Annotated in this window: 14 protein-coding genes; 12 read left to right on the forward strand and 2 right to left on the reverse strand. The window is 72.8% G+C overall.

The genetic code is table 11. The features are described 5' to 3' along the window. Positions 1 to 52: 52 nt before the first annotated feature. Both ACFW6A_RS24520 and ACFW6A_RS24525 read right to left on the reverse strand, forming a co-directional pair. A complete protein-coding gene (locus ACFW6A_RS24520; RefSeq protein WP_386642834.1) occupies positions 53 to 994 on the reverse strand; it encodes a hypothetical protein in 942 nt (313 codons plus the stop codon). A 105-nt stretch (positions 995 to 1,099) separates the two neighbouring features. Continuing rightward, a complete protein-coding gene (locus tag ACFW6A_RS24525; protein ID WP_386642837.1) occupies positions 1,100 to 1,471 on the reverse strand; it encodes a hypothetical protein in 372 nt (123 codons plus the stop codon). 275 nt (positions 1,472 to 1,746) lie between these two features. Between ACFW6A_RS24525 and ACFW6A_RS24530 the strand changes: the two genes are divergently transcribed. From ACFW6A_RS24530 to ACFW6A_RS24585, 12 genes are all read left to right on the forward strand, one after another. Further along, positions 1,747 to 2,535 (forward strand): hypothetical protein, encoded by a 789-nt coding sequence (locus ACFW6A_RS24530; RefSeq protein ID WP_386642840.1) that lies wholly within the window; start codon positions 1,747 to 1,749, stop codon positions 2,533 to 2,535. A 214-nt stretch (positions 2,536 to 2,749) separates the two neighbouring features. Continuing rightward, entirely contained in the window at positions 2,750 to 3,220 is a 471-nt protein-coding gene (locus tag ACFW6A_RS24535; protein WP_386642843.1) for a hypothetical protein, read from the forward strand. A 178-nt stretch (positions 3,221 to 3,398) separates the two neighbouring features. Next, positions 3,399 to 4,193: a hypothetical protein gene (locus ACFW6A_RS24540; RefSeq protein ID WP_386642846.1), complete on the forward strand. Its 795-nt coding sequence runs from the start codon at positions 3,399 to 3,401 to the stop codon at positions 4,191 to 4,193. Positions 4,194 to 4,276: 83 nt separating this feature from the next. Then, a complete protein-coding gene (locus ACFW6A_RS24545; RefSeq protein WP_386642849.1) occupies positions 4,277 to 5,335 on the forward strand; it encodes a hypothetical protein in 1,059 nt (352 codons plus the stop codon). Between the two features lie 133 nt (positions 5,336 to 5,468). Next, entirely contained in the window at positions 5,469 to 6,092 is a 624-nt protein-coding gene (locus tag ACFW6A_RS24550; RefSeq protein WP_386642852.1) for a hypothetical protein, read from the forward strand. Then, positions 6,089 to 6,406 carry a hypothetical protein gene (locus ACFW6A_RS24555; protein ID WP_386642855.1) on the forward strand — a complete coding sequence of 106 codons (318 nt, stop codon included), beginning with the start codon at positions 6,089 to 6,091 and terminating at the stop codon, positions 6,404 to 6,406. Before ACFW6A_RS24550 ends, ACFW6A_RS24555 begins: the two co-directional genes overlap by 4 nt. A 47-nt stretch (positions 6,407 to 6,453) precedes the next feature. Next, positions 6,454 to 8,472 (forward strand): hypothetical protein, encoded by a 2,019-nt coding sequence (locus ACFW6A_RS24560; protein ID WP_386642858.1) that lies wholly within the window; start codon positions 6,454 to 6,456, stop codon positions 8,470 to 8,472. 134 nt (positions 8,473 to 8,606) lie between these two features. Next, complete coding sequence (locus ACFW6A_RS24565) at positions 8,607 to 9,431, forward strand: hypothetical protein (protein ID WP_386642861.1); 825 nt, start codon at positions 8,607 to 8,609, stop codon at positions 9,429 to 9,431. Between the two features lie 106 nt (positions 9,432 to 9,537). After that, positions 9,538 to 10,518 (forward strand): hypothetical protein, encoded by a 981-nt coding sequence (locus tag ACFW6A_RS24570; protein ID WP_386642864.1) that lies wholly within the window; start codon positions 9,538 to 9,540, stop codon positions 10,516 to 10,518. Between the two features lie 55 nt (positions 10,519 to 10,573). Next, complete coding sequence (locus tag ACFW6A_RS24575; RefSeq protein ID WP_386642867.1) at positions 10,574 to 10,927, forward strand: hypothetical protein; 354 nt, start codon at positions 10,574 to 10,576, stop codon at positions 10,925 to 10,927. Further along, positions 10,924 to 11,358 (forward strand): hypothetical protein, encoded by a 435-nt coding sequence (locus ACFW6A_RS24580; RefSeq protein ID WP_386642870.1) that lies wholly within the window; start codon positions 10,924 to 10,926, stop codon positions 11,356 to 11,358. Before ACFW6A_RS24575 ends, ACFW6A_RS24580 begins: the two co-directional genes overlap by 4 nt. A gap of 51 nt (positions 11,359 to 11,409) precedes the next feature. Continuing rightward, complete coding sequence (locus tag ACFW6A_RS24585) at positions 11,410 to 12,870, forward strand: DUF6884 domain-containing protein (protein WP_386642873.1); 1,461 nt, start codon at positions 11,410 to 11,412, stop codon at positions 12,868 to 12,870. Positions 12,871 to 12,979 lie beyond the last annotated feature (109 nt).

Consider the following 12,979-nt stretch of genomic DNA (forward strand, 5'->3'; position numbering starts at 1 on the left):
CCGATCGGAGGGGGCGCGGCAGGGGCGCCGCGCCCTGGTGGGCGGCGGGAGGTCAGGCGGGGCAGCAATCGCCGGCGAGCTGCCGGTGGCGGTGGCACGTGGCGCGTCCGTCGGCCGCGATCACGCCGTACTGCTCGCACGTGTCCTCCAGGCCGGCAAGGCGGCCGAGGGCCGGGCCCTGGGCGGGGTTCCGCAGGAGGGCAACGTGCATGTCCCTGAGGGCCCTGAGGGCGTCGGCGGGGGCGTCGGGGAGCTGCGTGCGGCGGACGCGGCCCGTCGCGGCGGCGAGGACCGCGGCGAGGGCTTCCGCGACCCGCAGGGAGTTGAACCGGCGCACGGCCCGCTCCCGCGCCGCGTCGATGTCGGGCGCCACGGGGGAGTAGACGGCGTACTGCGTGGGGGTGCGGCCGGTCCGGCGCTCCCAGGCGGCGTTGTGCTGCCAGTCCGCGTAGTTGCCCCACGCGTGGGTGCGCGGGTTCCGGCAGGGGTGCGCCTCCTGGAAGACGGGGTCCACGGAGTACGGGGCGCAGGTGACGCACGGGCGGCCGAGCCAGTAGGCGTTGGAGCTGTCGTAGGTGCCGTCCGGGGTGAGGACGCACGCGAGGAAGATGCGGCCGATGTCGGCCGGGGCGCCGTCCGGGAGCTTCACGCCCAACAGGCGGGCGGTCGTCAGGTCCGTCAGGGCGGCGGTGAAGTCCTCGTTCGCCTGCTCCCGCTCCTCGCCCCACACGCCGTGGTCGTTGAGCTTGTCGAGCGCGGCCCGGTAGCGGGTGAGCGCCGTCTCGGGGGCGGTGAGGTAGCCGATCGTCTGATCGAGCCGGACGCACCACGTCTCGTCGGGGTCCAGCTGGAGTTCGGATGTGGGGACGGTGTGACCGCACGGGCAGTGCGCACGGCCGTCCGCGAGGATGCTGGGGGAGTGCACGCAGCACCGGTCACAGATGAGCGACGTGGTGCTGTGGCGCGCGGGGCTGTCGAGCATGAACGTGGTCATGGCGGTGTCCTCCGGGGACGGGCGTTCGGGGTGAAGGAGAGGGGCCGGGCGGCGGCGGAGGGGGGAAGGCCGGCCGCCCGGCGGCACACGGGGCGCGGTGGCGCTCTACGCGGCGGGGACGTACTCGGCGGTGCGCTTGTACTTGCCGCATCCGGCGGGGAGCGCGGGGTCCGTCAGGCGGTAGACGAAGACCTTGATCCACTTGCCCTTGGGGTAGCCCTTGCACGGCTTGGTGCGCGTCCGGGTTCGGAGCGGGGTGTTGTAGCCGTGGTGCGCGGCCCGGTACTCGGAGGCGACGTACCGGCCGGCCCACGAGCCGTAGCGGTCGATCTCCGTCTCCTCCATGCCGAGGATCGTCAGGTAGTCGCTCACCTTGACGCGTTCGGTCATGTCGCGGTGCTCGCGGTTGGCGCGGCGGCGGTCTCGCAGGACGGCGGCGGCGGTACGCCGGCGGGCGCGGCGGGCGGCAGCAGACACAGAGGTCCCTTTCTGGTGAGGCCGGGCGACGGGTGCGGCTCGCTCTTGCCGCTCCGTTCCGGTCGGTGCTCCACCAGCATAAGGGCAAGCGATGGCGTTTGTACACCAGATTTAGGAAGAGGGTCCGGGTCCCCTCTCGCGCGACCCAGGGGGGAGTTCATCAAGGAAAGGGGATTGACGCCCACGCCTAAAATCGGTGTACAGTTCTCGTCGTTGGCCCCCAAGAGCGAGGGGGCCGGCCAAGCACCCCGTGCTCCCAGAAAGGCCATACGCCCATGTCCGTCACCCTGGCCAAGGTCACCGACCACAACCCCGCCGGCGACACCGACGAACCGCTGTTCATCACCGTGCGCACCGAGCCCGACGGGCGCGTCACCGCCGTCGAACTGACCGACTGCCCCCCGTGGAACGACTCCGTGTTCCGGGAGAACGGCCGGTCCACCGTGTGGCAGACCCCCCTTCCCGCCTACGAGGGCGACCCCGCCCACGCGATGAAGGTGCTCGACCTCGCCCACTCCACCACCTACCGCAACGAGAACGGCACCGAGTGGAGCAAGGGCGAGGAGGAAGCCCGGGCGTTCTACAACAACCGCACCGAGGAGCGCGCGTTCCTCCGGGCCGCGGAAGCGCGCCTCATCCTCGCCGGCTTCCTCGACGGGTACACGGGCATCGTCCGGTGCCAGGACTACGGCCTCACCCTCGTCGGCGCCGAAGAGCACTGGGCCTTCCGCAACCACGACGGCGCGTGGGAGTTCGCCACCCGGGACTTCCTCGCCATGGAGGGGTGGGACCACAAGGGCACCATCGCCCCCGCCGACGCGTCGCCGGCCCGTGTCGCCGCCGCCGTCCTCATCCAGCTCGCCGACGCGAGCGACGTCGACCTCGCGCAGCTCCGGCCCCTGGCGCGGCTGCGCACCCGCATCGGCGTGTGGCGCCTGACGCCCCACTGGCGCAACTCCAAGCACCGGGCCCGCCTCGCCTACTCCCAGTACCGCTACCGGGCCCGCGAGGTCTACGGCCGGTACCGCCACCGGGTCACCGTCCGCATCGACCGCGACAGCTGACCCCCGGCCGCCCGGGGCGCACCGCACCCGCCGGTGCGCCCCGGGGCCGGCCCACAGCCGCCCTCGTGACACGCGCGCGCGTAGAACGGTTCAACGAAGTTCAACGAGATGTTCCTTTCGCAGGTCAGAGGCTTGCGCTGTTGGCGGTGAGGTTCCCCGCCGCGCGCCCGTCCTGCTCCCCTTTCACCCGCTTTCGCCCTACGGGAGTTCCACCGTGGAGTTCAACGAAGTTCCCCCCGCCGTCGCGCAGTACGCCCCCTTCACCGATCCGGCCAACGCGACGTTCCCCGCCTACCGCGTGTTCGCGTACGGGCCTCACGTCCTGTCCCGCCAGAAGGGACAGGTCATGTCCGGGGCCCTGATGCGCGCCGTGCTCCTCAACGTCACCCGCGACCACGACGGGGCCATGTCCCGGGACGAAGTGACGGGCGCGCTCGCGTACTGGTACCCGGACCTCCCGGACGTGTTCGTGGCGCACCCCGACCCGGACCCCGACCGGCCGCTGTGCGCGAAGTGCGGGCAGTGGAAGAGCGAGCACGCCAACCCCAACGGCACGGCCTGCAACGCCTTCACGGTGCGCCCCGCCGGGCACCCCGACACCGCCGAGTGCTCCGACTGCCGTCAGCCGCGCCTTCACCACGGCGGCCGCTACACCGTCGCCTGCAAGGGCTTCATCGACGCCTGACCCGTATGCCGGCCCGGGGCTGCTCCCTCCCCCGCCCCGGGCCCGTTCCGCCGCCTCCCGCACATGCCCGCGTCCACCGTCGCCGCGGCTGTGTGCAGGGCGCGCCGTAACCGCGTCTGCCGGGCCACCATGCGCCCGCCCTTCCCGCCTCCCCCGTGACTTCCTGGAGGACTCCGCCATGACCACCGTTGCCGTCGACTACCGCACGCCCTTGCTGGCCTTCCGTACCGCCGTCCGGGCCGTCCGCCAGGACCCGGGGCTCTCCACCCTCATGGACCTGTCCCAGGCCGCCCGTGCGCTCCCCGGCGGCCCCGCGAACAAGGTGCTGGACAGCGAGCAGTACGTGAACCTTCTCCGGGTCCTGGAGCGCGCCGAGGAGTCTCAGCTCTTTGCGCGGATCGAGTACTCCGTCTACACGGTGGTCGAGCTCACCCGGTTCGAGCCGCGTTGGACCCCCGCGTACTCGTCGGACGCAATGAGCGAGGTGACCAGGCTTCTGGCCCTCTGCCACGAGTACCGCCCCGACATGGAGGAGCACCGGCACGACCCGTGGACGCGGGCCGCCGAAGCGGGAGCGCGCCTGATCGGCATCCTCCTGCGGCGCACCAACGCCCGGCCGCTCAACGACCTGATGGTGCGCACCTCGGCGGAGTTCGCCGGCCGGATGCGGACCGCCGTCACATGGGTCGCCCAGATGACCGCCGCACACTTCGCCGAGTACGCCGCGCGCGTCTACGGCGAGTTCCCGATCGGCCCCCGCGTCGCCCGGGAGAACGGCAGCGCCATCACGCGGTGGACCCGGGTCCTCGGGACGCGGCGGTACGTCTTCGACCTCACCGAGGGCGGCTGTCTGGAGGGCTTCCCCCACGGGCGGCTGACCGTCCTCTCCGGTGCGTACGAGCCCATCCGCGCGTTCGCGCTGACCGCCCGCACCCGCCGCAAGGCCCTCGACCAGTTCATCAGCTCCCTGTGATCCAGCCCCGGCGGGGCGTGTCCCGTACGCCCCGCCGGCTGTCCGCACCCACCCATCTCCCACCCTTCTCGGAGGACCCGTCCATGAACACCATCGTTCCCGTCACCCCCGCCGCCGCGGCCCCGCCCGTCCGCTACTTCGCCGAGCACTGGGCCGGCGTGCAGGTCACCCGCCGCTCGGAGGGCGCGCGCCGCGAGGACCGGGTGAGCATCGTCGCCAGGGGGAAGGGCCCGGACGCCGTGGCCCGGTTCACCGCCCCGTACGACTCGGCGGAGGGGTTCGCCGGGGACCGGCTGCTCCACGCCAACGGGTGGCGGGCCCTCGGCTCCTGGGAGTACATCGCCGGCCGCAACGCCTACCGGGCCGAGGTCGAGCCGCTGCGCCCGTACGTGACCGCCGTACAGGCGGCCGTGCGGGCCGTCGAGGAGCGCCCCGCCCACGACACCCTCGGGGCGCTCGACGCAGCCCTGTGCGACGCCCCCGTGGCCTCCGTGGACGACTTCGCCTGGACTTCCCTTCACGATGCGCTGCGGGTCGTGGTGCTCGCCGAGGACGCCGACGAATGGGCGATGCTCGAAGAGCTGCGAGAAGAACTCGCCAAGATCGTGGGCCTGGTGGAGACCGCCACGACGGCGCACCCCGCGTTCCGGGCCCTGGTGCTGCTCGCCGCCCAGTGCGAGACCCGTTACCGCGCGGGGGACGGCGCCGCCTGGAACGCGGCCTGGTTCAACGGCCTGGCCGCCCTGCGGCGGCTGGGCGAGATGGCGCACAGCACCGGCGACCCGACCGTTCTGTTCGGGGCCAGCAAGGCGTTCATCAACTCGGTGGAGCGCGCCATAGCGGCCCCGGCCCTGTACGAGTCCCGGCGCGCGCTGGTCGCCATCGCGCAGGCGTACGGCCTGTTCGTGGTCGGCATGCGTCAGCCCGCGCCCGAGGACTCGTGGGCGGACTACAGCCGCCGCATCGGCCGCGCGGACTATCTGTTCGAGGTCGTCCCGCCGTTCGTGGCCGGATTCCCGGAAGGCGCCATCCGCGTTCAGCGCGTCGCCGAGGACGGGACGCAGGGCCCGGCCCGCTTCTTCCCCCGCAGCCCCGACGACAAGGCCCGGGCCGCCGTCGCGACCGCGCTGTCCCGCATCTGACCTCCCCGCCGGCCCGGGGCGTGCTCGCCGCGCCCCGGGGCCGCCCGGCGCTTCCTCCCCTCGGCCGTACCCGCTACGGCCGTGAGCAGGGCGCACCGTGCCCCCTTTCCCTTCACCCACCGAGGAGAACCCCGTGCTCCCCCTTGCCCCGTCCATCCCGGCCGCCGAGCCGGCCGCGTTCCCCCCGCCGTCCGTGCCGCTGCGCTTCTGGAACGGCGACCGCTACGAGTGGTCCACCGGCGACGTCTGGGAGCGGCGTACCGAGGGGTGGGCGCCCGTCCCGGACAACGGCTCCGGCTGCTTCACCGACGACGAGGTGCGTCACGCCCTGGCGGCCGCCGTCGAGTCGGGGAGCGCCGAGCACCGGTTCGTGCCCGTCTCGCCGGCCGCCTCGCTGCCGGGCCAGCCGGTGAACAGCCTCATGGAGCTGTACGCGCTCCGCCTGACGGCGCCGACCCGGCACGCGTCGCAGTACCTGATGGCGCGCGGCGGCCAGCTCTTCGCGGGCCGCGAACTGCTCGCCAAGCACAACGAGTGCTTCGCGTCGTACTTCCCCGCCACGGTGCCGGTCTGGCAGATGTTGCACGTGGTCAGGACGATCATGCTGGACCACCCCGGCGCCGCGGTGTCGTGGCACCGGCTGTCGGGCCGCCTGTACGCCCGCTACCTGCGCCCCGAGGAGCCGCCCCGCGGCGGGCTCGTTGAGTGCCTGCACGTCTTCGTCCTGACGGCGGCCGACGTCTCCGTGGGTGAGTGACCGTGTCGCACCAGGCCGAGCGTGACGCCGTCGCCGCGCTGCTCGGGGACGACTGGAAGTCCTTCGCCGAGATCCTCGACGCCCGGGGCGAGACCTGGGAGACGACCGACGCCGAGTCCTGGCCTGCCGGAAGCGCCCTGGTCTTCCTCGACCACGGCATCCGGCGTCTGCTGGCGGTCGCCAAGATCATCGGCCTGGACATCAGCCGGGAATCCCTGGAGAGCGAGCGCCGCGCGATCCAGGAGTGGCGCCGCATCCAGCCCACCGACCCGACGCTGCACGACGTCGTGCACAACACCCCGCCGGCGCCGTGACCCGCCGCGCCCGCCCGTTCCTTCCCGAACAGAACTGGAGCCCCGCCATGTCCCGTACCGTCGTTGACCCATCCCTTCCCCTGCCCGACCGGGTCGCCGCCGTCCTCGGCGACGCGTTCCCCCGGCACGAGCCCGGCCGGCGCAACGGCTGGCTCATCGTCCCGCGCAACGGCCAGTGGGCCGTTTCGTGGGAACTCGCCGACGAGGTGAGCATCGAGGGGGTGCAGGCCCCGAAGAGGCTGGAGCTCGCGAACGCGCTGGCGGCCGCCGGGTACGTCGTGAGCCTGCCCGCCTCGTACTACCTGGTCTTCTTCGCCGACCGGCCGCACGACACCGCCGGGCCCCGGTACGAGGTCCACGGGGACACCACCGTGCTCGGCGGTCTGTTCGGCGGCTCCCACATCGTGATGGACACGTGGACCAACGTCGTGATGGCGTCCTTCCGCACTCCGGAGCAGGCCGAGGAGCGATCGGCGGAGCTGGAGCGGGAGCAGGCCCTGGCCGACGCGATCACCAACTCGGCGCGCGGCATGGAGCCGCACCTTCGCCGGGCGGACGAACTCCTCGGGGGCGGGTTCTGGTGGCTGCGCACCGAGGAGCACAGTGTCACCGACGTCCGGCCGCCGATCGTGCACGAGCGCGTTGACGTCCTGGTCAACGTCGCCAACGCCGTACGCCGCGGTGTCGACATTGAGCACTCCGGGCGCCGGGTGGCGTACAGGGCCCCGTCGGGGGAGTTCAAGGTGGCGTGGTGCCCGAAGAGCGGCGCGCCGGCGGTCGGGTACTTCCCCGGGCGCGGGGACGGGGAACGCGTGACGCCGTCCGTGCGCGCGGCGATCGGGCTCCTGACGGACGCGGGCCTGACGCCGGCGCACTTCGGCGAGTCGGTGGGTCACGGCGGATTCATGGTCGAGCAGGAGGGGTTCAAGGTGGGCGTAGCGCCGTTGGCCGAGGGGGAGTCCACGCGCGTGTGGGTCTCGTCCTGCGGGCGGGGCGCCGTTGCCGAGCACGCCCGGGCGGTCGAGGTGCTGCGCGAGGCGGGATGGACGGTGAACCCCGCCGGCTTCGACGACGAGAGCATCCACGAGGCGTTCCCGCCCGCCGGAACGGTCGTGCCGCGCCGGGAGGGAACGACCCTGGGCCACTACCCGAACGATGCGGACGACGAGCACGTCCAGGCCGCCGTGTCCCTGCTGCTGTCCTACGGCTTCAACCCGGCCGAGACCCGGGGGGCCGATGACCAGCTGGCGAACGGGTTCCTCGTGGAGTCGACCACGCAGGGGGCGCACGTGGTCGTGCGGTTCCTGATCGATGGGGAGTACCGGGTCGGGAAGACGACGGACACGTCGCTGCACGCGTACCGGCGCGCCCTGACACACGGCGGGTTCATCGGCGGCTACGTGGACGGGTACTTCCAGATCCACGCGCGGCGGATGGTGGGCCAGGAGCTTGCCGACGTGCGCACGGTGTGGGAGGTCCTGAACCAGTACGGCCACGACCTGGAGTCGCTGCACCTGGAGGGGCTGCGGGTCCGTGGCCACTGGTACACGGGTTGGGCCGTGGTCAGGTTCTGGGACAAGGACCCCGAGAGGCGGCAGCGGCGTGCGGCCCGGATCATCGAAGACCTGACGGAGGCCGGCAGCAAGCCGGAACTCCTGGCGCCGGGCCACCTGAGGGTGGAGGTCTCCCCGGAGGCGTGGGAGGTGCCTGCCGGGATCGGCTGCAACATGGTCGACCACGAGCGGCCCCTCGTTCGCGCCGCCCTGCTGACGCTGGAGGGCTACGGAACCTTCGGCGGCATCTTCAACGACGACATCGCCACCCCGCCGTTCACGCCGCGCGCCGGCTTCCACCTCTTCCCGACCGAGGACGGCGGGCTCATCGTCACGGCGCCGCGGAACGTGGCCCCGAACGGCGATGTGTGGGCGAAGGAGGTCGTGGCGGAGCAGTGGGACACCCACGTGGGGTACGCCGAGGTCTTCCGGGGCGCGGGGTGGAAGGTGCGGCTTCTCGGGCGCCGGGACGAGACCAGCGGGACGCTGGCCGTGCGGCCGCCGGAGAAGTAGTCCGGCCGGGCGGGGGAGGGGTTGGCGCTCGCGGACCCCTCCCCCCGCTCATAAAGTTGGTGTACAGTTAGCTTCGTTGGCCCCCAAGAGCGAGGGGGCCGGCCAGCGCTTTGACCTCCCAGAAAGGCACCCTCGTGTCTCCTTCCACGAGCCCCATCAGCGTCGACACCGCCAACACCTTCTTCGCCGCCGTCCGTGCGGAGCTCGGCAACGGCTGGACGCTGCGCCCCGACCACTCCCCCCGCCACCCGCTGCGTGCGGTCCTCCGCTCGGCGCGCGGCCACCACGTCGAACTCCTCGGCGCGCACGACCACGTGGTCTACGCGACGGCGCACCTCCCCAACCGGGAGCGCGGCACGTTCACCACCATCGCCTACAAGAACACCCCGGAGGCGTACGCCGCCGCCTTCACGTGGCTGGTCACCGGCACCCTCATCCCGGCCCACAACGCCCTGTGCCCCGTCGCGTGCTTCCAGGCCGCCATGAACACCGCCCTCGGCGAGCGGGAGCACACCACTACCTGGGAGTTCGGCACCGCCCACACCTCCTGGGCCCTGCCCGCCAGCGGCCGCGCGCAGCTTGAGGCCCGCCCCGCACGGGTCGACAGCTCCCCCACGGAAGGCGCGGCCAGCGGGCCCGCCCTCGACGTCTCCGCCCGCTTCAACGACCTGTCGTTCGAGCAGACGGTGGCCCTGTTGTCCGTGCTCGACCTCGACAACGACGACAAGCGCCGGCACGCGCCGGTGTTCGGGCGGCCCGCCCTCCGCCTCCACGCCGCTTTCCCCTCGCTGCGCGGGCACGACGTCTTCAACTGGCCCACCCTGGGCGGCCGGTACACGCTCTCCCTCTCCGTGGACCACCGCGTTCACGTCGGGATCCGCTTCCCCGCCGGCGTGCCCCACTTCGGCGTCAAGGTCGACGGCGCCGACAACGTGCTCGCGGCCGCCCGCGCGCTCTGACACACCGCCGCCGCGCCCGCCACCGACCAGTCGCGGCGGCCCCAACCACCTTCCCGGCCCGTCCGCACACGCGCACGGCTGCCCTTGACCTTCCCGGAGCACCACCATGTCCGTACCGACCCCTGGCGACATCGCGTCCGCCACCACCACCCGCAACGCCCACCTGGTCAGGAAGCTGACCGCCGAACGGCAGACGGCCATCGCGGAGCTGGCCGCCGCGAAGAGCGACCTGCACACAGCCCGGAAGCACAGCAGCCGGGCCGAGAGCGCACTGGGGATGCTCGTGCGGTCCGACGAGTACCTGCCGCCCAGTCAGCGCCGTACGGCGGGCATCCGTGACCGCAGCGCATCCCGGCAGAAGGCGGCCGAGGGCAGGATGTACGCCGAAGCGCTGCTGGCCGCGAGCGGGACCGTGCTGCGGGCCGCCGAGATCGCCCTGTGGAACGCGACCGCCGACGACCTCGCCTCCGCCCAGTCGCTTCCGACCGGCTTCCAGGCCGAACCGATCAGCCGCCCCACGTACCCCGCCGTGCTCGCCGCGTTCGAGTTCAAGGCGGTCGATCGCCACCGGGACGAGGACGCGGCCACCGGCTGGCGCGTCACCAGGCCCGGCCCCTGGCCCCGCGAGTTCGTCGAGCAGGTCGTCTACAACTGGGCGAAGGCCGACGGAGCGTGGATCCTCAGCGACTACGCCGGCGTCGTGTTCATCGCGACCCCGGACCGCGTCATCGAGCTCTGGCCCGTCCGCGAAGCCCCCAACGAAGGCGACGTGCTCGACGCCGCGCTGAGCGCGTACGGCCTGCGCTCCCACCCGGACGACTTCGACGGTGTCACCTTCCGGGTGATGGCCGCCGATCCGGCCATCACCGATGACGTCTCCTCGCGGCCGCACCTGCTGATGTACGCCGGCGAGCTGGCCAACCGGCCCGTGCGGGAGCACACCGAGCCGTGGTCCGTCCACCTCCACGACGAGACCGGCGAGTACGTCGAACAGATCTACGCCGCCCCCGCCGAGCTGGGTTGCGCCGAGCAGAGCGCCGCGTGCGCCCGGGCCGTCGCCGCCTGGATGGCCCGCACCACCTCCTGACCCACCTCCCGGCGGCCGGCCACCCCCGGCCGCCCCACACCCCGAAGGAACCCCCATGCCCAACAGCAACCAGACCGCCGGCGACGTCCTCCGCAGCGCCCTCGCCACGCACGGAATCCAGGTGATCGAGGATGTCTCCTGCTTCGCCGTCCCGCTCGACGCCGGGGACCTGACCACCGGTGTCCTCTCCGGCCAGTACATCGCCATGGCCGACCGGGACCCGAGCGTCACCAACCCGGCCGACACGCACACCGGATGGGTCGTGGCGCTCTACGACCCGCACGGCGAGCCGATCCGCACCCTGCTCTACCCGGCGTTCCCCGGCCCCGTGGACTGCGCCGCCGACTCCGCCACCGCGGCGGCCGTCGTCGCCCTGTTCCTGGCCACGGCCGGTGAGCCCGCCGCGTGATCGCCCGGCTTGAGACGTGGTGGGACGTCGGCGTGGACTCGTTCGCCGAGGACGGCGGATACGAGCCGGCCGAGGTCCCCCGCGAACTGTCCTGGTACGTCTCCGCATCCATCATCGACATCGCCGCCCTGGCCGAGGCCGACGGCTACGCATACAGCTACCGCCCCGGCAGCGTCCGGGTGGTCGCCGGGCGCGTCCGCATGACGCTGTCGTGGCGCCTGTGCGCCGACCGTGCGAAGTGGGCCGCCGCCCGTGGCCTCGACCCCCGGGGCCCGCTGCGCCGTGACCTCGCCGAGCACGTGGCCCAAGAGCTCTTCACCCTGCCGTCCGTCTGCGAGACCGACGCCGTGATGACGGCCCGGTACGCCACCGGCTCTGGCCTCATCCGCCGTACCTGGCGGCCGGCCGACCGGCGCCGCGCCACCCTCTGACCCACTTCACTGCCCGGCTCGCTCTGAGCCGGGCTCCAGAAAGGAATCTCCATGTCCACCTCGATGCTCAGCCCCACGGGCGCGAAGATCCTCGACAGCAACGACGGCGGCCTCGTCACCGGGCACCCCGCGGCCCTGGCCAAGCTCGAAGGTGACCGCCTGATCGTCAAGCAGGTTGACGGCACGCGCCGGATGACCGCCGCCGGCCGTGCGGCCCTGGACGCGTGGCGTGAGGCGAATCCGTCCTCTCGGTCCCTCCAGTCCCTTCCGGCCAGCGTGGGCGTCCTGCCGAAGCTGCCCGAGCGGCAGCACGAAGCCGTGCTCACCGCCGCCCGCCGCCCCGATCAGCTCGTGGCCGGACGCGACGACGCTCGCGGCGAGAACCGAGACGCGCCGTGGTTCCGCGAGTCCACCCTCCGGAAGGTCAACCAGGCGGGGTACGCCAACATCCGGCCCGAGACCTGGGACACGTCGGCGGCGACGTGGGAGGACACCGGCCGGTCGCTCTACCTCACCGAGCTCGGCCGCGAATACGCCCGGCAGCGCGGCGGCATCAAGGTCCGCCGCCGACGGGTCGTCATCATCGCGTGCGGACAGAAGAAGCAGCCGGACCCCGGGGTCAACGAGTACGGCAACCCGCTCGCGGGCTACCCGGCCGGCGAGCTCTACGTGGGGGACTACCACCGGTCCCTGCGCGGCGCGGCGGACGCCCTGACCGACCCGTCGCTGGTCTTCATTGCCTCCGCGCTCCACGGCCTCGTCCCCCTCGCCCAGCCCCTCCACCCGTACGACGTCAGGGTCGGCGAAGAGAGGGCCGTCACGGCGGAGAAGATGGGCCAGCACACGGCCCGCCTCGGGCTGGACGACGCCGACGTCATCTTCCTCGGTGGGAAGGAGTACGCGGACCTGCTGCGGCCCTCGGTCCCGCACCTCTATGCCCCGCTGGCCGGCGGCATGGGGATACAGCGCGGGCAGTGCGCCCGGGCCCGAGAGGACGCCGCCCTGCGCGCAGCGTGGTGGAAGGCCGCGGCCGCGCTCTACGAGCAGCCCCCCGCCGCCGCACCGGCGCCTCCGGTCCCCGCGGCCAGGGCCCGGCTGCTGGCCGCGCTCGGCGAGTACGGCATCGTCCCCGGCCGGGAGCTGTCGTGCGTCTACGACACCGGCAGCGCCCATTACCAGGTGCCCATCCCGTTCACCCGCGGCGCCGTCGGCTTCCTGTCGATCGTCGGCCGCGACGGCTCCGTCGACCATCCGGCCGGCGAGCACACCGGATGGTCGATGCTTCTGCACGACGAGTGCGGCGACCCTGTCGGCGACCCGGTCCACATCAGCGGGGACGGCTCCACCGTGCTCGACTGCCTCGCGGACTCCGCCGCCCTGGCCGCCGTTGTCGCCGACTGGATCACCGCTCCGGTCTCGCGTCACTGCGACTGCTACGCCCAAGAGGGCCATGGGCGGCCGCACGACCGGGAGTGCAATCGCTACCGGCGCCCGGCCAGGGCCGTGCAGTGAGTGCCGGGTGCGCAGTTGACCGCCCTGGCCGGGCCGGGGAGTAGGGAACGGCATCACCCTTTCGGGTAACGGGGGCTTACCGTGATGGGTAAGGCCCTGTTACCTTCGG

This window comes from Streptomyces sp. NPDC058758 (assembly GCF_042746075.1).
GTDB lineage: Bacteria > Actinomycetota > Actinomycetes > Streptomycetales > Streptomycetaceae > Streptomyces.